The 19,648-nt window shown below is 40.2% G+C and carries 18 protein-coding genes and 1 other RNA gene; 15 read left to right on the top strand and 4 right to left on the bottom strand.

Going from position 1 to position 19,648, the window contains the following annotated elements:
* Window positions 1–456 (top strand): WG repeat-containing protein (locus IM753_RS01315; protein ID WP_194108475.1); only part of this gene is annotated, 456 nt, incomplete at its 5' end.
* A gap of 139 nt (window positions 457–595) precedes the next feature.
* Here IM753_RS01315 and IM753_RS01310 read toward each other — a convergent pair.
* Both IM753_RS01310 and IM753_RS13175 read right to left on the bottom strand, forming a co-directional pair.
* A complete protein-coding gene (locus tag IM753_RS01310) occupies window positions 596–1,567 on the bottom strand; it encodes a hypothetical protein (RefSeq protein WP_194108474.1) in 972 nt (323 codons plus the stop codon).
* Between the two features lie 78 nt (window positions 1,568–1,645).
* The gene (locus IM753_RS13175) at window positions 1,646–1,777 is read right to left on the bottom strand and encodes a hypothetical protein (RefSeq protein WP_255518618.1); all 132 of its coding nucleotides are present in this window, start codon (window positions 1,775–1,777) and stop codon (window positions 1,646–1,648) included.
* 147 nt (window positions 1,778–1,924) lie between these two features.
* On the opposite strand from IM753_RS13175, the gene IM753_RS01305 reads away from it, so the two are divergent.
* Window positions 1,925–2,698 carry a methyltransferase domain-containing protein gene (locus IM753_RS01305; protein WP_194108473.1) on the top strand — a complete coding sequence of 258 codons (774 nt, stop codon included), beginning with the start codon at window positions 1,925–1,927 and terminating at the stop codon, window positions 2,696–2,698.
* Between the two features lie 140 nt (window positions 2,699–2,838).
* On the opposite strand, the gene yiaA is transcribed toward IM753_RS01305, so the two are convergent.
* A complete protein-coding gene (yiaA, locus tag IM753_RS01300; RefSeq protein WP_194108472.1) occupies window positions 2,839–3,297 on the bottom strand; it encodes an inner membrane protein YiaA in 459 nt (152 codons plus the stop codon).
* 229 nt (window positions 3,298–3,526) lie between these two features.
* Here yiaA and lon point away from each other — a divergent pair, with 229 nt between their 5' ends.
* The 12 genes from lon (at window position 3,527) to IM753_RS01240 (ending at window position 18,335) form a co-directional block, all read left to right on the top strand.
* The gene (gene lon / locus IM753_RS01295; RefSeq protein WP_065255454.1) at window positions 3,527–5,941 is read left to right on the top strand and encodes an endopeptidase La; all 2,415 of its coding nucleotides are present in this window, start codon (window positions 3,527–3,529) and stop codon (window positions 5,939–5,941) included.
* A 148-nt stretch (window positions 5,942–6,089) separates the two neighbouring features.
* On the top strand, window positions 6,090–6,782 hold the full coding sequence (locus tag IM753_RS01290) for a WG repeat-containing protein (RefSeq protein ID WP_194108471.1): 693 nt from the start codon (window positions 6,090–6,092) through the stop codon (window positions 6,780–6,782).
* Window positions 6,783–6,794: 12 nt separating this feature from the next.
* Window positions 6,795–7,385 (top strand): WG repeat-containing protein, encoded by a 591-nt coding sequence (locus IM753_RS01285; RefSeq protein WP_194108470.1) that lies wholly within the window; start codon window positions 6,795–6,797, stop codon window positions 7,383–7,385.
* Between the two features lie 14 nt (window positions 7,386–7,399).
* A complete protein-coding gene (locus tag IM753_RS01280; RefSeq protein ID WP_194108469.1) occupies window positions 7,400–8,296 on the top strand; it encodes a WG repeat-containing protein in 897 nt (298 codons plus the stop codon).
* Window positions 8,297–8,390: 94 nt separating this feature from the next.
* Complete coding sequence (argS, locus tag IM753_RS01275) at window positions 8,391–10,130, top strand: arginine--tRNA ligase (protein WP_194108468.1); 1,740 nt, start codon at window positions 8,391–8,393, stop codon at window positions 10,128–10,130.
* A 208-nt stretch (window positions 10,131–10,338) separates the two neighbouring features.
* A complete protein-coding gene (locus tag IM753_RS01270) occupies window positions 10,339–10,755 on the top strand; it encodes an ASCH domain-containing protein (protein WP_227713042.1) in 417 nt (138 codons plus the stop codon).
* 57 nt (window positions 10,756–10,812) lie between these two features.
* Window positions 10,813–12,315 (top strand): DUF3375 family protein, encoded by a 1,503-nt coding sequence (locus IM753_RS01265; RefSeq protein WP_194108467.1) that lies wholly within the window; start codon window positions 10,813–10,815, stop codon window positions 12,313–12,315.
* Window positions 12,316–12,327: 12 nt separating this feature from the next.
* A complete protein-coding gene (locus tag IM753_RS01260; protein ID WP_065255460.1) occupies window positions 12,328–13,023 on the top strand; it encodes a DUF4194 domain-containing protein in 696 nt (231 codons plus the stop codon).
* Entirely contained in the window at window positions 13,016–14,845 is a 1,830-nt protein-coding gene (locus tag IM753_RS01255) for an ATP-binding protein (RefSeq protein ID WP_194108466.1), read from the top strand. Before IM753_RS01260 ends, IM753_RS01255 begins: the two co-directional genes overlap by 8 nt.
* A gap of 45 nt (window positions 14,846–14,890) precedes the next feature.
* On the top strand, window positions 14,891–16,363 hold the full coding sequence (locus IM753_RS01250) for an SbcC/MukB-like Walker B domain-containing protein (protein ID WP_194108465.1): 1,473 nt from the start codon (window positions 14,891–14,893) through the stop codon (window positions 16,361–16,363).
* Window positions 16,360–17,625, top strand: coding sequence for a Wadjet anti-phage system protein JetD domain-containing protein (locus IM753_RS01245; RefSeq protein WP_194108464.1), 1,266 nt, complete (start codon window positions 16,360–16,362; stop codon window positions 17,623–17,625). The genes IM753_RS01250 and IM753_RS01245 overlap by 4 nt, the downstream gene beginning before the upstream one ends.
* A gap of 287 nt (window positions 17,626–17,912) precedes the next feature.
* Window positions 17,913–18,335 (top strand): RNA-binding S4 domain-containing protein, encoded by a 423-nt coding sequence (locus IM753_RS01240; protein WP_065255463.1) that lies wholly within the window; start codon window positions 17,913–17,915, stop codon window positions 18,333–18,335.
* Window positions 18,336–18,546: 211 nt separating this feature from the next.
* On the opposite strand, the gene ffs is transcribed toward IM753_RS01240, so the two are convergent.
* Window positions 18,547–18,643: signal recognition particle sRNA small type (gene ffs, locus IM753_RS01235), an RNA gene on the bottom strand.
* Between the two features lie 221 nt (window positions 18,644–18,864).
* Here ffs and IM753_RS01230 point away from each other — a divergent pair.
* Window positions 18,865–19,551, top strand: coding sequence for an SIMPL domain-containing protein (locus IM753_RS01230; RefSeq protein WP_194108463.1), 687 nt, complete (start codon window positions 18,865–18,867; stop codon window positions 19,549–19,551).
* The last annotated feature ends 97 nt before the right edge of the window (window positions 19,552–19,648 follow it).

Below are 19,648 nucleotides of genomic sequence, written 5' to 3'. Positions count from 1 at the left end.
AATGGTAAATATGGCATCATCAATTTAAATAATCAAACCGTGATTGATTTTAAATACAACGTCATTTATATGGTTAAAAGTGACAGTGGCGATATGTTTTTTAATGCAGTGATGGGCAACACGTCTTATTTATACAACAGTCAAGGCGAAAAAATTTTTGAATTAACCTACCCCGATGAGCATGGGATTTTTAGGGATGACATTAATGTATTTCAAGGGAAGGATTTTTTTATCATCGCTCCTGATTTTTATAAATCAAGCGGTCAAGTGGGGCTAATAGACACCACTGGCAACGTGATATTACCTTTTGAATATGACGTTATTTATTCATTTTTGACAGGTTTTGCATCCGACCTTGATATGGATGATGACCCACGATACATCAAAGCCATTAAAAAAGACGGGGTTTATTTTTATGACGCCACAGGCAAACTTATAAAGCAGACCAACCCTTGACATTTATGGGTGCTATTAGGGCGTGCCTACCACTGATAACATTTATAAAATGCGATGAATATTTGACTTTAAAAAGCACCACAAAAATACCCCAAATCGCTTTGGGGTATTTTGCCGTTTTTTATCTTGCCATAAAAGATTAGTAAGTCTCATCCGTCTCAACGATGGTAATCTCGTTACTGGCAGGCTTTTCTGCCTTAGGCTCGGGCTTGGATTCAGGCTTAGGCTCAGTTTTGGGTTCGGCTGTTGGCTTGGACTCTGTTGTAGCTTGTGAATCCGCTTTTGGCTCTGCCTTAGGTTCTGCTTTTGGCTTGGGTTCAGGTTTAGGCTCAGGTTTTGGTTCAGTCTTTTGTGGTGTGCCACTTGGGACATCCTCAGGCTGTAAAATCGCCTCCTCAGGTCTTGGTATCTGGGTAGGTTCAGGCACCGATGGCAATTCCACGGGGCGGATTTGTACCGTGGGGGCAGGCACGATGTTGCTTGATGATTTGCCGATTTGGGCGGTCTCACGTTTGGCATTGGCCAGGTTTTGGCGATTCATCGAACGCACCGCTGTCGCCATGGTCTCAGACGCCAGTGCGATGACAGGCGTATTGTTGTCAATGGCAAGTGCCTCACCGTCCGCTTGGAACACAAAATCTCCCACCAGACGGTTACCACCCATGAGACTCACGTCTTTTTCGATGGCTTGCTCTTCTAGGCTTGCCACGCCTGCCCCGCTAAACGTCTTATTGGCAAAGGCAATCTCTTCGTTAGGCAGGACGACATGAAGCTGTCCACGGCACTCACCACCGTCCTCGCTGACGTTTTGCAAGTCAATGTCCAGCCCCGACAGGCGTGCCTTTAACTGCAATGACAGCTCATCACTCGCCCCATTGCCCAGTCCACGCACAGACGCAGTATAAAGCTCATCACGCACAAGGCTGACGACACGGTTTTTTAGGCTGACATCACCACAGACCGCAGCAGGGCGGTCAACCACTTCGGGGGTCGCAACTTCAATCTCTGCCTGTGCCTGTGGCTCGGGACTGTCTTTTTTGGTGCAACCGACCATGCCAGTCAATGCAAGGGCAACGGCAGACACACAGGCTAAATAGTTAAATGTTTTCATGGCTTATCTCAAATTTGGTTTCAAATTTACTTAGGGCGTGCTGAACTTTTATAACACTATTTACAACATAGAGATATTTTAGAAAAAACTAATCGTTTTTGCATGAAAAATGGCTAAATCTTGTTTTTCTGCGTCAAAAACTTGTCTGATAGAATAACTATCAGCCTGCGTTTTTTCCTTGAAAAACGGACGATTTTTCTCATTTTTCATTGCAAATACAAAATTTCAACACGCCCTATAAAATAACTTTAAAAAGTGGTCGCCACTTGATACAATGACGCCCAACAAGGCGGTATCATCAAGGCAAAACTTAGCCATTATACCACGCCAAACCCATTTGCCAAATTATTTTTTATCATGAATCAGCCCGTCCCCCACCCCCATTTTAATGACCGTAATTTTAATGACATTGCCGACCATTTTGCCAAAAAAGTCTATGGCGGTCTAAAAGGTCAAATCCGCCTTACCGTGTTAGAGCGGGACTTATCCGAGCATTTGCCCGACCGTCCACTTCGGGTGTTGGACGTAGGGGCAGGACTTGCTCAAATCAGCTTAAACCTTGCCACACATCATGACACAACCATCAGCGACATCTCTACTAAGATGATACAACAAGCCCAAAACACCGCAAGCAAACTTGGCGTATCACCTCGTTTTATCACCGCTTCTTATCAAGAGCTTGCCACACGGTTGCAGGGTGAGACCTTTGATTTGATTTTATGCCATGCTGTCCTAGAATGGCTTGGCGAACCTGCCAAAATCATGGCGTTTTTTGATGAATTTTTAGCCGATGATGGTTATTTGTCTTTATGCTTTTATAACCCTGCCAGTATGATTTATCGCAACCTTATCATGGGTAATTTTTATCAATTAGCACGCCCCAAACCTGCCGACAACAAAAGCCTAACCCCAAACAACCCTGTCGCTTATGACACGGTCAAATCATGGCTTGATGACGGGGGCTACACCACCCTTTGCCAATCAGGGATACGAGTGTTCTCTGACTATACTCCCTTAAAACGTGGCGGACTGGGTAATCCTGATGATGTTATGGCGATGGAACTTAACTACTCCCAAACGCACCCTTTTTGGCAAATGGGGCGGTACTTGCATATTTTGGCGAAAAGGTAAGATAATTCACTCTTGACTCAAAATAGCAACTTATTGATTATTCGATAATTATTTTAGGTTGTAGGGACGAATTGCAATTCGCCCTTGATAAACAAAGCACTTATATAAGAAGCCAGAATGGGATAAGACACCAAAAACACTTACTCTTTTTCTTTTAAAAAATCATCTTTTTCCAAAAAGACATCGCCCTGCTCATAAGGATTTTCATATTCCTTAACCACTTGCAAATCCCGAATGTTCTTTTGAATGGTAATCACCGCAAAGAGCGACAAGGTAAACGCCATAAAATAATAGCCCTTTTCGTTAAGTAGCAAAGTGGCGTTCCATAGACCCACGGTCATCAGTAACACCGCAAGCCCCAACGCCAACCAACTAATGCCATAATAAATGCCCGACACAGGGATATTTTCTGCTTTATCACGAATGGTTTTTTGTAGGCTAATCGCCGCATACAGCCCCAATGCCAACACCGCAAAATAATAGCCCTTTTCGTTTAACATCATCTCAGCATTCCACAGACCAACCAAAAAGCCAAGCACACCCAGCACCGCCCAAGATGCACCGACATAAGCCGATGTTGGTTTATTAATGATTTGCATGGTTTTTTCCTTTTTAATTTGAATTTTAAAATTCATATATTAATTCATTAAATTGACTGTAATATAGCAAATTCTTTTTATATTGACAAGCGTACTTTGGACGGTCAATATGACTAATATTTAGGCAAATTATCTCTCATTTTATCAGAAAAACACCCAATCGCCTTGCAATTTGCCACGCCTGCCACCATAACAGGCTGACATTATAAGAATTTATTTGGAGTTTATCATGTCTGATAACCAAACCTTACCCCTACTTGCCGTGCGTGATGTCGTGGTCTATCCGCACATGCAAATTGCCCTATTTGTGGGGCGTGAGCAGTCCATTAACGCCATACAGCTTGCCGATGAGAGCTTTGATGGTCATCTGCTTGTGGTCTCACAAAAAGACTCGCTGTCAGAAGAGATTAACACCGACAATCTCTACCGCTTTGGCACGGTGTGCAGGGTCATTAGCACCATGCCCCACGACGCTGACGAAAACTGCCTAAAAGTACTCATCGAAGGACAGACTCGTGCCGAAGTGGCAGGCGTTGATATTGATGAGACACATAACGCTTTTGTGGCGGTGTTTCATGAACAGGCTGTTACCGACACGCTCAGCGATGATGACAAAGACGCTCACAAAAAGGTATTGATGGATTTCTTTGCCAACTTTGCCGAAGAAAACTTACGCAACGGGCGTGAGATTACCCGTGTGGCAGGCAAGATTAGCGACTTGACCGAACTCATGTACTTTATCGCCACTCGGGTGTCCATGCCCCTTGACAAGAAACAAACATTGCTTGAAAATGGCGACATCATGGATTATTACCACACGCTGACCGAGTTTTTTGTGAGCAATCATGCCGAGCAGTCGCTTGAAAATGAACTCCAAGAAACCGTGCGTAAGCAAATGGAAAATAATCATCGTGAGTATTTTTTAAATGAAAAAATGAAAGCGATTAAATCCGAGCTGTCCGATTTAAATGACGGAACAGACGAAGAAGATGGCGAGCTTGAAAAACGCCTAAAAGAAGCTGACTTGCCTGACGATGTCCGCAAAAAAGCCGAAACCGAATTTAAAAAGTTAAAGCAAATGCCCCCAAGCTCATCAGAGGCATCTGTCGTGCGTGGCTATGTGGAGTGGATACTAGACACTCCATGGAAAAAAGCAAGCAAGGTGTCTATTGACCTAAATAAAGCCAAAGAAACCCTAGACAAAGACCACTACGGACTAGATGATGTCAAAGACCGCATTGTTGAGTACCTAGCAGTGCAATCTCGTGTCAAAAAACTGCGTGGCCCTATCCTATGCCTAGTCGGGCCGCCAGGGGTTGGTAAAACATCGCTTGGCGAGAGCATCGCTCGTGCCACAGGACGTAAGTTTGTGCGTATGGCGTTGGGCGGGGTGCGTGATGAAGCTGAGATTCGTGGGCATAGACGTACCTATATCGGAGCGATGCCGGGCAAAATCGTGCAGTCCTTGGCAAAAGTAGAAGTGAAAAATCCGCTGTTTTTGCTTGATGAGATTGACAAAATGGCACAGGACTATCGTGGCGACCCTGCGTCTGCCTTGCTAGAAGTGCTTGACCCGTCTCAAAACAACAGCTTTAATGACCATTATCTTGACTTGGATTTGGATTTGTCGGAGGTGATGTTTATCTGTACTGCCAACAGCATGAACATACCGCCAGCCCTGCTTGACCGTATGGAAGTCATTCGCTTGCCCGGCTACACCGAAGACGAAAAAATGAACATCGCCCAAAATTATCTTACCCCCAAAGCCCTAGAACAAAACGGGCTTGGTAAAGATGAGCTGGATATTACCGATGATGCGGTGCTTAGCATTATCCGCCACTACACTCGTGAAGCAGGCGTGCGTAATTTGGAGCGTGAGATTAACAAAATCAGCCGTAAAGCGGTGCGTTCGCAAGTTGAGACTTATGGCATTAAGCCCAAAAAAGGCACAAAAATTGAGCCGTTATCGGTAACGGACGACAACATCGCTGATTATCTGGGTGTTAAGCCCTTTGACTTTGGGCTTGCCGAAAAAGAGCCAGAGATTGGGCGGATTACAGGGCTTGCGTGGACTTCGGTAGGCGGTGAGCTACTGACCATTGAGACCGCCACCATGCAGGGCAAGGGCGAGCTTGTCTTTACAGGGTCGCTTGGCGATGTCATGAAAGAGTCTATCCGTGCCGCCATGAGCGTGGTGCGAGCAGGGGGCGAACGCTTTGGTATCAGCTATGATAAGTTTAAAGACACCGACATTCATGTGCATATGCCCGAAGGTGCCACGCCAAAAGACGGCCCGTCCGCAGGTATCGCTCTGACCACCGCTTTGGTATCCGCCTTTACAGGCATTGCCATTCGTGCCGACATCGCCATGACGGGGGAAGTTACCTTGCGTGGTAAGGTGCTAAAAATCGGCGGTCTAAAAGAAAAACTGCTCGCCGCTCATCGTGGCGGTATCAAGCACGTGCTTATCCCCAAAGCCAACGAGCCTGACCTTGCCGACATTCCTGACAACGTCAAAGAAGGCTTGACCATTCAAGCGGTTGAGACCATTGATGAAGTCCTAAAAGTCGCCCTAGTCGCCCCACTTATGCCATTAAAGCCGAGCGTGGTCGTTAAGGCGGACGAGCAGACGTTAAGAAGCTGATTAAAAAGAAGCCTTAAAACACCCCAAAACCCTGTCCATTGGCAGGGTTTTTTGTGGGTACATTTTGGCTTGTCTCTTATCCCAAAATCCGCTAAGATAGGGAGGATTTCTCTTATTTTTTCCTAACTTATCTTAATTGGCGATAACCATGAAAAAACTTCTAACCCCCCTTATCATCACCCTATCCCTTTTACCCTTATCTGCTTTGGCGTGTGAAATGCCAAAGGTAACGGGGTATGATGGAGCTGGTTGTTTGCAAGACGGATTGGCGGTTGCAAAAAATAACAGCAAATACGGTTTTATTGACAAAACAGGCAAAGTGGTTATTCCTGTTCAATATGATTATGCTCGCAGTTTTTCAGAAGGCTTGGCACTCGTAGAACAAAATAATAAATATGGCTTTATTGACAAAACAGGTAAAGTGGTTATTCCCATTCAATATGATGATGCTTGGGATTTTTCAGAAGGATTGGCAGGCATAGGGCAAAACGGTAAATGGGGTTTTATTGATAAAACAGGTCAAATCATTATTCCCATGCATTATGATAATGTTTTGAGCTTTTCAGAAGGATTGGCAAATGTAGAACAAGAAGGCAAATGGGGACATATTGACAAAACAGGCAGGGTGGTTGTGCCTATTCAATATGACTATATCGGGGAATTTTTAGAAGGTTTGGCAATCGCACAACAAAATTACAAGAGAGGATATATTGATAACACAGGCAATATTGTTATTCCTATTCAATATGATTATGCTTGGGATTTTAAAAATGGCAAAGCCCCAGTGAGACTAAATGGCGAAATCTTTCATATAGACAAAACAGGCAAACGCATTGATTAAAAGGATAAAATTATGAAAAAACTTCTAACCCCCCTTCTCATCGCCCTATCTCTTTTGCCCTTATCCGCTTTGGCGTGTGAAAGACCACAGGTGGTGGGGTATGATGTTGGTTGCTTGCAGGGTGGTTTGGCGACAGTATGGCAACAGGGCGAACAAGGTGTTGCTGATAAAACAGGTAACGTGGTTATCCCTGCTCAATATGATTTTGTCGGCTATTTTTCAGAAGACTTAGCAATCATAGAACAAAATAATAAATATGGCTATATTGATAAAACAGGCAAAATCGTTATTCCTATTCAATATGATGATGCTTGGCATTTTTCAGAAGGTTTGGCAAGCGTTAAACAAAATGACAAATGGGGATTTATTGATAAAACAGACGAAGTGATTGTCCCCTTTAAATATCAGATTGCTGGTCTTTTTGTTAATGGTTTGGCTGTTGTAGAATTAGATAACAAATATGGCTTTATTGATAAAACAGGCAAAATAGCCATACCTTTTCAATACGACTACGTTTCTTGGGGATTTGAAAATGGCAAAGCCGAAGTCTCATTAAACGGCGAAACCTTTTATATCGACAAAACAGGCAAACGCATTAACTAACTAAGGATAAAATCATGAAACAACTTCTAAACCCCCTTATCATCGCCCTATCTCTTTTGCCCTTATCTGCTTTGGCGTGTGAAACGCCAAAGGTATCAGGGTATGATTTTGTTGATTGTTTAAAAGATAATTTGGCAATCGTAGAACAAAATGGCAAATACGGTTTTATTGATAAAACAGGTAAAGTGGTTACCCCTGTTCAATATGATTATGTTTGGAGCTTTTCAGAGGGCTTGGCAAGTGTGGAGCAAAACGGCAAATGGGGGTTTATTGATAAAACAGGAAAAATAGTTATTCCCATGCAATATGATTTTGTTTGGAATTTTTCAGAAGGTTTGGCAAGAGTGGAGCAAAATGATAAATACGGTTATATTGATAAAACAGGTGATGTGATTATTCCCATTCAATATGATTTTATTGAAAGATTTACAGAGAACGTGGCAAGAGCAAGACAAAACGGTAAATATGGGGTTATTGACACAGCAGGAAAAATAATCCTTCCCTTTGAGTATGATTTTATTTGGCATTTTTCAGAAGGTTTGGCATTCGTACAAAAAAATGAAAAATTGGGAGCTGCTAATAAAACAGGCAGAATTGTTATTCCCATTCAATACGATTTTGCTGACAGATTTGCAGAAGATTTGGCAAAAGTAAAACAAAATAATAAATGGGGATATATTGATAAAACAGGCAAAATCGTTATTCCTATTCAATATGATGATGCTTGGCATTTTTCAGAAGGTTTGGCAGGAGTAAAACAGAATGGCAAATGGGGTTTTATAGATAAGTCAGGAAACATGGTCATGCCTGCTATCTATGATATGGTTCAAAGTTTTGAAAATGGCAATACCTTAGTAATACTAAACGGCGAAGCGTTTTATATAGACAAAACAGGCAAACGCCTAGACTAGTCCCCCAAGCGGTTTTGTGATGATTTTCCCCAAATCGCTAAATTTCTAGTATAATAACCCGTTTTAAGTTTTAACATCACTTTTAAGAGCCGTCATGACTATCCAATCCCTACTTCACACCCACCTACAAACCGCCATGATAAACGCAGGGGCAGATACAGGTACTGACCCCGTCATCAAGCAATCAGGCAAGCCCCAATTTGGCGACTACCAAGCCAATGGCGTGATGAGCGTTGCCAAAAAACTTGGCACCAACCCACGAGAATTTGCCCAAAAAGTGCTTGATGAGTTGGCAAACAGCCAAGCCTTAGACGGCATTGCCGACAAATTAGAAATCGCAGGGCCGGGCTTTATGAACATCTTTCTTGACAAAGAATTTCTTGCCAAGTCTGCCCACACCGCCCGCACGTCCGACCGCTTGGGCATTACGTCCGACCACACCGAGACGGTTGTCATTGATTATTCATCGCCAAACGTTGCCAAAGAGATGCACGTTGGGCATTTGCGTTCTACCATTATTGGCGACAGCTCGGTGCGTGTGCTTGAATTTTTGGGCGACACCGTCATTCGTGCCAACCATGTGGGCGACTGGGGAACGCAGTTTGGTATGCTCATCGCCTACCTTGAAAAAATGCAAAACGAAAACGCCTCCGACATGGAGCTATCCGACCTAGAAGCCTTTTATCGTGATGCCAAAGCGACTTATGACAATGATGAAGCCTTTGCCGAAAAAGCTCGTGGCTATGTGGTCAAGCTCCAAAGTGGCGATGAGTATTGTCTTGCCATGTGGCAAAAACTCGTTGCCATTACCATGAGCCAAAACCAAGCCAGTTACGAACGCCTAAACGTAACCCTAACAGACAAAGACATCATGGGCGAAAGCCTATATAACCCCATGCTCCCCGACATCGTCAAAACCCTAAAAGAAAAAGGCGTGGCGGTAGAAGATGACGGAGCGACCGTGGTGTATCTGCCTGAATTTAAAAACAAAGAAGGCGAGCCATTGGGTATCATCATTCAGAAAAAAGACGGCGGATTTTTGTACACCACCACCGACATCGCCGCCGCAAGCTACCGCTATCACACTTTGCACGCTGACCGTGCCATTGTCTATTCTGACACTCGTCAAGCCCAGCACATGGCACAGGCGTGGGCGATTGCACGGCTTGGCGGATTTGTGCCTGATACGTTCAAATTAGAACATCACAATTTTGGCATGATGCTTGGCAAAGACGGCAAACCGTTCAAAACTCGCACAGGCGGTACGGTCAAACTTGCCGACCTGCTTGATGAGGCGGTTGCCCGTGCCACCGTCTTGATAGACAGCAAAAACCCAGACGTAACTGCCGATGAGCGGACGGCACTCATTGATGCGGTTGCCATTGGGGCGGTCAAATATGCCGACCTATCCAAGCACCGCACGACCGATTATGTGTTTGATTGGGACAGTATGCTCAACTTTGAAGGCAACACCGCCCCTTATATGCAGTACGCTTACACCCGTGTGCGTTCTATTTTTGCCAAAGCAGGGGTAAATCCTGACACGCTAACTGGCGAGATTGTCATCACGGACGATAAAGAGCGAGCGTTGGCGGTCAAATTATTGCAATTTGAAGAAGCCCTACGCCAAGTCGCCAAAGACGGTACGCCCCATGTGTTGTGTGGCTATCTGTATGAATTAGCAGGAATTTTTTCATCGTTTTATGAAGCCTGCCCGATACTGTCGGCAGATGACGACATCAAAAACAGCCGTCTGCAATTGGCGGATTTGACCGCCAAGACCTTAAAAACGGGGTTGGATTTACTCGGTATTAAGACGGTTGAGAAAATGTAATTGATAAAATCACGATTGCCATTGGGATTGTCCTAATGGCGATTTTTTAAATTGGGAAAACCATGTTTGACAAATTTGGCAATATTATACTCAATTCACATCAAAATTATACAAAAAACCGTTCACCCTGAGCTTGTCGAAGGGTAACGGTTTTTCCTTATCATGTGGTTCGACAAGCTCACCACGAACGGAAAACCTTTGTTGCATTTTGAATAGAATTTGCTATAGCACCGACAATTTAGACATTACCGCCCTGCCCCATTGGTCATTTGGCGACAGTCCACAAATGGCGGATGAGCTTATAGGGCTTGTCCTAGACGGCAAAAAGCGAGCTACTTGCACCGCCCTGCATTGGCATTTGGACGAGCCAGTTTGCCCTGTTGGTAGCCTGCAAGTCATCACAGACGGACAAAACCGCCCACGCTGTGTTATCCAAAACACCGCCCAATTCATCATTCGCTTTTGTGATGTGGATGAAAAGTTGGCACGTCAAGAAGGTGAAGGGAATTTGTCGCTTGATTTTTGGCGGACGGCTCATCAAGAATTTTTTGAGCGGTTTGGGGTATTTGATGATAAAATGTGGCTGTTGTTTGAGACTTTTGATGTCATAGAAATCCTTGATTAGCCATTGCAAAATCATGCAATCATGCTATGATAATAAATCATTTATTATCCGCTTATCATGAATACGCCCACTTTAACGCTATCACGCCGTTATCATTTATTACGCCAAAGAAATGACACATGGCGATTATTAACCGCCAAACGTGCTCCTATTATTTTGGCATGTGCCGAACAATTATTCATGAGCCAAAATCAAACGCCCACCATGGATATGGCGGTGCAGTTATTAACCAATTGCTTTAATGAATTTATTCATGACAAGGAATTGATTGATAAAGACCCACGCACATTAGCCAAACAAGAATGGAGAGATTGGCTAAAACGTGGCTTAATCATAGAAAGAGATAATGAAGTTTTTGCAACCGATGCCCTGCAAAAAGCCATTTATTTTATCAAAGGCTTAGAAGATGATACCGTCATGACTTCTACGGCGTCAAGATTACAAACCGTCCAATCAGAAATAGAAAAAGCCTATATTCGCCTAAATCCCAATCAACAAGAAAGAGAACAATATCTCAAAAAACAAATAGACCTATTACATCAAGAATTAGCCAATGTTAAAAACGGCGATTTTGAATTATTAGATACGCATTCATCCAAAGAAATGCTCCAAAATATCTATGAACTTGCCATGAGTCTATATCATGATTTTCGCCGTGTGGAAGATTCTTATCGGCAAATGGATAAAGAACTAAGAGAAAAAGTCATTCGTGAACAATATCATCGTGGGCAGGTAATTCACACGTTATTGGATTATCATGATGAACTAATTAGCACGCCAGAAGGTCGGGTATTTCAAGGATTTAATCATGCTCTGCAACACAATCATATTGACGAACTCAATCATCAAATAAAACAACTGGTAGCATATAGCATTAGCCAAGATAGCCTAACACCCACTCAATTATTCAATTTATCCACGCTAATTAGCTCTTTAAATAAAGAAGCCAGTCAAGTCATTCGTGCCAAACAAAATATGGAAAAAGACGTTAGAAGTTTTATCCAAACAGGCTTGGCAACCGAACATCACAGGGTCGGCGATTTATTAAATCAAATATTTAAAGAAGCTCTCAATATAGATTGGCAAGATAATAGCATCAAACACACGCCAAGTCATCTACCACCCATTGCCATTGAGTTAAATAAAATTGCCAGTATTGAGCGTTTTTTAATTCATGAATATAAAACAGATGACAATCATCAATTAAATCTAGATAATCAAAGCATTGATTTAAACAGCGTAGATTCATCATTTTGGCAAGCCTTGGACGGATTAGACAGGCAAGATTGGTTTGATAAAACCAAAGCCTTATTATCCCAATCAGATAAGCCCTTATCCATTGCTGATTTACACCAACAATTACCCATACCTGATAATTACGATTTAGAAGCGATTGCTTTATGGATTGAAATGGCGTGTCGCACATCATCCATACCGGACACTTATGAATATATTATTCTAAAACGCAATACAAATCATGATGAATTATGGCAATTTAAAGTACCTGTTATCGCCTTGCAAAAGCACCATTTTGATGAATTATCATTAGATGATATTTAAAAAAGGATTATTATGGATACGCAATTTCTTTATGATACCAACCAAACCTTAAAAAATGCCATCCAAGATTTATTAAAACATGGCTATATAGAAAAACATCAAAAGCCCAATATTTATCAACAGCTATTTGGCAATATAGACTTTATCAATGCTTATTTGTCCATCATGGATTTATCAATGCACATTGACGATATTCGTGGTGTTATTTATGTTGGTGTCTATCAAAAAATTTATGATATCATTATTGATGATACGACAAATCATGAAACTCATGATGAAAATAACCATGATGACAATCCAGTTAATAATAGACATAGCCCAATATCGTCTTATGATGAAATGTGGTCGCACCCTTTTATTCGCCGTCAAAGATTAACCTTGCACCAGTCTTTATTAATGGCGATTTTAAGAAAAAAATTTGTGGAAATAGAAAGTCAAAGCGGTGTTGGTACAAATACAGTTTGGGCAGATTTTGATGACCTAAAAAACCAATATTTTTCTTATATTATCCATAGTGGCAGTGAAAAAAGTGATGATGATTCTTTAAAACGCTTATTATCCCAATTAAAAGACTATGGCATTATTGGCGATATGGACGAACAAGGCAAAATTATCATTCGCCCCCTAATCGCCCATTTGGCAAATCCTGAAAATCTTGGTCAATTTTTAATGCAATTAAAAAATCTAAATGGAGCATATGATGAATAATGGCAGTTATTTTTTACATCAAATAGATGTCTATAATTGGGGCGGTTTTTATGGATTGCACACCGCTCATATTGATAAAGAAGGCACGGCGATTATTGGGCAAACAGGCAGTGGCAAAACCACACTCATTGATGCCTTGATGACTTTATTAGTTGCCAAGCCTTATTACAATCTTGCGTCCACAGGCGGACATGAGAGCGATAGGGATTTGATGAGTTATATTCGTGGCATTGCCAATCCAGATGATAAAGACGACACCAATCGCACAGGCAAAACCATAACAGCAATTCGTGCTTATTTTTATCCCATTAAGACAGATTTATCAACACAAATTTATCAGCAAGAGTTATTTGGCGATAATACTTTTGTTAGTCAAAACCAACCAAAAAATACCGTCCAACTAACTGCCATTTTTTGGATAGACAGTAACAGCAATCATGCCAAAGACAGAAATGATTTATGGATATTTTCTCATGATGATTTTTCTTTAAAAGACTACATTCAAGAATTTCATCAAAGTGGCAAACGTGGCTTTAAGGCATGGATTAAAAATCATGACAATATTCATGTATTTGACAGCAAAAGCAGTTATTTATCAAAAGTCCAAAACTTTTTTGATGTATCAGACAATGCCTTTAAATTATTAAATCGCACCGTGGGCTTAAAGCAATTAAACAGCATTGATGAGATATTTCGTGAATTGGTATTAGACGATGAGTCTTTATTTGAAAAGGCTAATGACATCATCACGCAATTTGATGATTTAAGTCAAATACGCCAAGATGTACAAACCGCCAAAAAACAACAACAATCTTTATTGCCACTTAGAAATCTACAAAAACAGTGGCAAGAAAATGACAATCAAATAACGCACATTAATGCTTTGATTGATTATTTGCCCATTTGGTATAACTATCACGCTCATGGTATTTATGATAACATTCAAAAAGAACTAAAAATAGATAATGAGCAATTAAAAATAACACTAAATCACGCCGAACAAGAAAAAGAAAATACCAAACAACAAAAAGAGTTATTGCAGAGCCAATATTATCAAAAAGGCGGTAATGACATTACTCATCTAAAAAGACAGATAGAGCAAACCAAAAAAGACCTTGATAAAACTTCTAAATATCATAAGCAATATCTCTCGCTTATTCGTTATTTTGGTTTGACTTATCAAGACAGCCAACAAGACTTTTTGAAAAATAAAGAGCAATTAGCCAATATCCAAGAACAAATTCGTCAAAACATTGACAATACAACCCAAGAATTGCATGAAATCGGTGCAAAAAGACACTCTCATCAAAATGACATCACAAACATCAACGCACAATTAAATGAAGCCAAAAAACAAACATCTAATATTCCCTTAGAATTTATCAAATTTAAAGAGAGCCTTGCCGAGCATTTAAATATCGCTTGTGATGAATTGTATTATTTGGCAGAATTGATAGAAGTGCAAGACAAAGCATGGCAAGGGGCGATTGAGCGAGCCATAGGCAGTCATCGCCTAAGATTATTTGTGCCAGAACATCTCACACAATCAGCATTGGCATGGGTAAATCATCGCCAAAACCGCTTGCACGTGCGTTTATTTAGTGCCACAAATACACCCACTCACAAAGAGATATTTCATGACAGCTTTATTTATAAATTAACCATTAAAGACAACCATTTGTCATTATCAGTATTTCATGTATTGACTGACATTGATAGGCATTGTGTGAATGATACCAATGCCCTGCAACATACCCCACACGCCATGACCAAAGAAGGCTTGATGTCCAATAAAAAACATTATTTTGACAAACAAGACTAAAAATCCCTAAAAGATGATTGGCTAACAGGATTTGATAATAAAAATTTGGTTCATCAATTAAGCACTAAATTAAAACAATCAACTGATGAATACAAAATAGCCGATCAACAATATCAGAATTTATCCGATGCAATCAAAGAATTAAATGATAAAGAGCGAAGCATTATATTATTAAAAGACATGGCATTTGATGATATTGATGTTATTTCATTATCAAACACACTTAATAATCTCAATCGTCATTATCAAGAATTAACCAAACCCGATAGCGATTTGGCAAAATTAATTAGACAAATTGATGACTTAGACCATGAAATTAACAACCAAGAAAATCTAATTACAGACATCACGGTAGAGTTAAAAGAAAATGAAAAAGACATCAAAAAATACACCCAAGAGATTGATAAAATTAGCCATTTCTTTAATAACATCAATATGAAAGAAATCATCACTCACAAAAACTTTATCACCTTAAAAGAGTATTGCCCGCCAATCAATAAAGACAATATTCACAATATTGACAAGGAAAGATTGGCATCTTATGAAAAACTAAATCATCAAAAAGACGATTATCAACGCCAAAAAAATGAATATGAAAAAAGCATTGTCTCACAAATGGGAAAAGCCAAAAATGCAGATACAGGCAGTCTTAGCGAATGTGGCACACAGATGATTGATTTGCCTGAGTATTTGACACGGCTTGATTATTTAGAAAGCGAAGGCTTGCCCACTCAGGAGAAAAAGTTTAATGAATATCTGGTATCGTCATCTACCGACAGCGTAGGACAATTATTAAAAGCCATTGAATATCAAGTTGGCGACATCAAAGAGCGTATTGACAAATTAAATCATGTATTAAAAAGTGTGGATTTTGATAAAAATAAATATTTAAGATTAAATACTAAGCCTGTTATTCATCAGTCTTTATTAGAATTTGAGCAAGCCAAAAAGAAATTGGAAGGTTTTTATTTAAACATCAAAACTGATAATACCGAAGGGCATTATTTAGCCCTAAAACAGCTCATTGATTTATTAAGTCAAGCCGTGGATAAAAAACACACGTTATCGGCACGCTCTTTATTGGATGCACGGTTTAGATTGCAGTTTTCTATTTCGGTCATGTCCAGAATGGATGATACTGAATTGAGCAGTTTTGTTGGCTCACAGCGTGGCAGTGGCGGTGAAAAAGAAATCATCGCCAGTTATGTTTTAACCGCATCTTTAAGTTATGCTCTAAACCCAAAAGGCATGAGCCTACCTACATTCTCCACCATTATTTTGGATGAAGCCTTTTCAAAAAGCTCGCAAGTGGTTGCAGGGCGTATTGTGAATGCAATTTGGGCATTTGGCTTACATCCTTTATTTGTTACACCAAATAAAGAAATGCGACTATTAAGACAATATACCAAAAGTGCGATATTGGTACACAGATTGGGTAAATATGCCAGTATTCAAAGTTATTCTTGGGAGCGATTACAACAAGAAGCCGATAAAATAAATCAGGAAAAACAATCATGACACGTTTAAAAAGCCCTGATGATATTATCAATATTCTGCACAAAGATTGGCAAAATAAATCCAAAAGAATAGACAGACTATTAAATCATCATTATCCCATAACCATCAAGATTGGTACGCCAACCGCCAATGATTTAAAAAATCATTTGGCTATGGTGCGTGAGCATTTTATCATATGGCATAATTTTGAAAAAGAAATCTTAAATCATGGCAATATCGCACTTATTTGGCAAAATAAAAAATATCAATCCTTAGGCAATGTAGATTATCCTGATTATCTACAACTTAATTCTTATCAAGACTGGCTTTTTTTATTAAAAACAAGACAGACAGAAACCGCCAAACAATTATCATGGGTAATTGATTTATTAGAACACGAATATATCAAACATCATTTATCTAAACATGATGATTTAACCTTTCATCAATTAACCTTAATCATCACTTCTGATAAATACTATGATGAATCCGTGGACACCATGGTTAGCATTATTATTTTAGCAAAATATCTTGACAAACATATCATGGCAGGATATTCATTAAGAAGTTTTGACATCAATACCATTATCAATCGTTGTGCAGAATCCGAAAAACATTATCTTTACAAAAGTCATTTTGACAGTAAATTTTTTGAGCGTTATACTTATCTATTTGAGCAATTATTGGAATTAAGATTTGCCAATGAAGTAAAAAGCGTGGGTCTTGCCCATTTTTTGGGCGTGGATAATAACACCCATTGGCTGTTATTATCCGAATGCTGTGATGAGCCTTTGTATTTGCCATTTTCACAGATTTATGCTCCCCACCATGAATTAGACCCTGATAAAATTATTTGCGATAATATTTTAATCGTTGAAAATAAACACAGTCTAAAACAATTGCCAACACTAAAAAATACATTGGTGATATTAGGGGCGGGCAATAATCTATCATGGTTAAAAAATAAATCATGGCAACACAAAAAACTCTATTATTGGGGCGATATAGACACATGGGGCATGGCGATATTGGCAAAAGCGCAAACTTACCAATCTCACATTACGCCCATACTGATGAATTACGATATATTAAACGCCCATCGCCATAAAATCATTCCCGAACCAAAAAGCATAGAAAATATACCAACAGGATTAAATGACGTACAGTTGGCATTATTTCATCATCTCAAAAACAATCAAATACGCCTTGAACAAGAATTTATTGAGCTTGATTATGTACGCTCTACAATGATAGAATTGGGACTGCATCTTAGGGCGTGTTAAACATTGATAACATTCTTATAAAATAAGATGAACATTGAACGCTTTTATCAATTTTTGCATGAAAAATAGCTATCCGACCACTTAACTGTGTGATTTTAAGATTTTTTACTTAATTTTTAAAATTAAGTGGTCGGATTGTTTTTCATAATAAAATTTGTCTGATAGAATGACTATCAACCTGCGTTTTTTCCTTGAAAAACGTGCGATTCCCCTGCTTTTTTAAACAGGCATTTTTCATTGCAAATACCAATATTCAACACGCCCTATTTAAATAGTTGAGACAATTTATGACAAACAAAAACGCCAATCAAGAACCCCAAACCCTAAATAAAGTCCGTGCCGACAAATGGCTATGGGCGGCACGATTTTTTCGCACTCGCACCCTTGCCAAAGAAGCGATAGAAGGCGGAAAAGTCCACATGAACGGTCAAAAAATCAAAACAAGCAAAGAGCTACAAGTGGGCGACACCCTAACCATTCGCCAAGGTCATGCCAGCGTCCAAGAACAAAAAACCATTGTTATCAAAGCCTTATCGGACAATCGGGGCAATGCCACCATTGCCCAAACGCTGTACGATGAGACAGACGAGAGCATTGCCACCCGAGAGTTTTTTGCCGAGCAACGCAAATTACAAAACCTTGCCAGACCGTCCACCAAGCCTGATAAAAAACAGCGTCGGGACATTGAGAGATTTAAAAATAATTGGTGAAGATTATGCGTAGGAATGTAGCAAAGGAATAGTATAGGATAGATTACCCCATTCTCAACTATATAGATGCTTGATTTATCAAGGGCGAATTGCAATTCACCCCTACAACTTACAAAATAATTAACTAATAATCAATAGAATTACAATTTTAAGTTAGGATTGGGGCATATATTACAAAAAGAGAATTGCCAAATTTTGGGCAAAAAAATGACTTCATCAGCACATCTTCGGCACACTTTGGGATTACTACCGTTGCTACCTTCCGGTCCTGGCGGGGTTCATAAATCAAAGTTGCGAAGCTACCGATGAAGCCGAGAGTAATTATACATGAATTTTTAAAAAATGCAAGAAAATTTTCTGGATTTTATCAGTTTAAAAACACTCAAACTCCACAAATAATTTTAAAAAATAAATCCACACTATTTGTTAAATAAAAGCAATAATCAGATACAAATTAGCACAACAATCAAGAATAAACTGTATTACAATAAGTTGGTTTTTTATGTTATATTCTATCACGGAGTCACTCATGCGTGCATTCACACTACCTTTACTGCTCGGTCTGGCACTGGCAGGCACTCACGCCCACGCCCAAAGCTACAACCAAATCAGCTTTAATGTCGAGACTGCTAAAACTATCGCCAACGATGAGCTGACTGCCACGCTCACTAAATCAGCGAACAACGCCAATGCCAAAACGTTGGCAAATACCTTAAACACCACCGCCAACAAAGCCCTAGCCATCGCCCAAAAATACCCCAATGTCAAAGTCACCACAGGTCGCCATCACACCTACCCACGCTATGACAACAAAGGCAAAATCAATGGCTTTACAGGCTCATCATCAGTCAACATCCAAAGCCAAAACTTCGAAGAAGCCAGTGAACTCATCGCTGAGCTACAAGGCTTTATGACGCTTAGCAGTCTTGATTTTGGCGTGTCCGAAGCTACCCAAAAGGCGGTAGAAAATGAACTCAAAGCCCAAACCATCCAAAAATTCACCGATGAAGCCAAAACCATCAGCACCGCCTTTGGGGCGAGCGATTATAGAATTGTAAAAGTGAATTTGAATAATGCTGGCGGTCGTTTTAGTGTCAGTCCCATGATGTATGCTGCGGCTGCAGCACCCGAAAGCTCGGTCTCTGCCCAAAGTTATGAAGGCGGTGAAAGTCGTCTTAATTATGAAGCCCAAGGCGTGATTGAGTTGGTTAAATAATATTCATCAGTTTAGGATGGGCATGCCTTAGTCCAGTCAAAAAAACCACCAAATGCCTTGTTTGGTGGTTTTTTGATTTTTTAATATAATGTTAATA

It is taken from the genome of Moraxella sp. K127, assembly GCF_015223095.1.
In the GTDB taxonomy this organism is placed as follows: domain Bacteria; phylum Pseudomonadota; class Gammaproteobacteria; order Pseudomonadales; family Moraxellaceae; genus Moraxella.
Note: the sequence above shows the minus strand (reverse complement) of the source record. Positions and strands in the feature narration are given on the sequence as shown.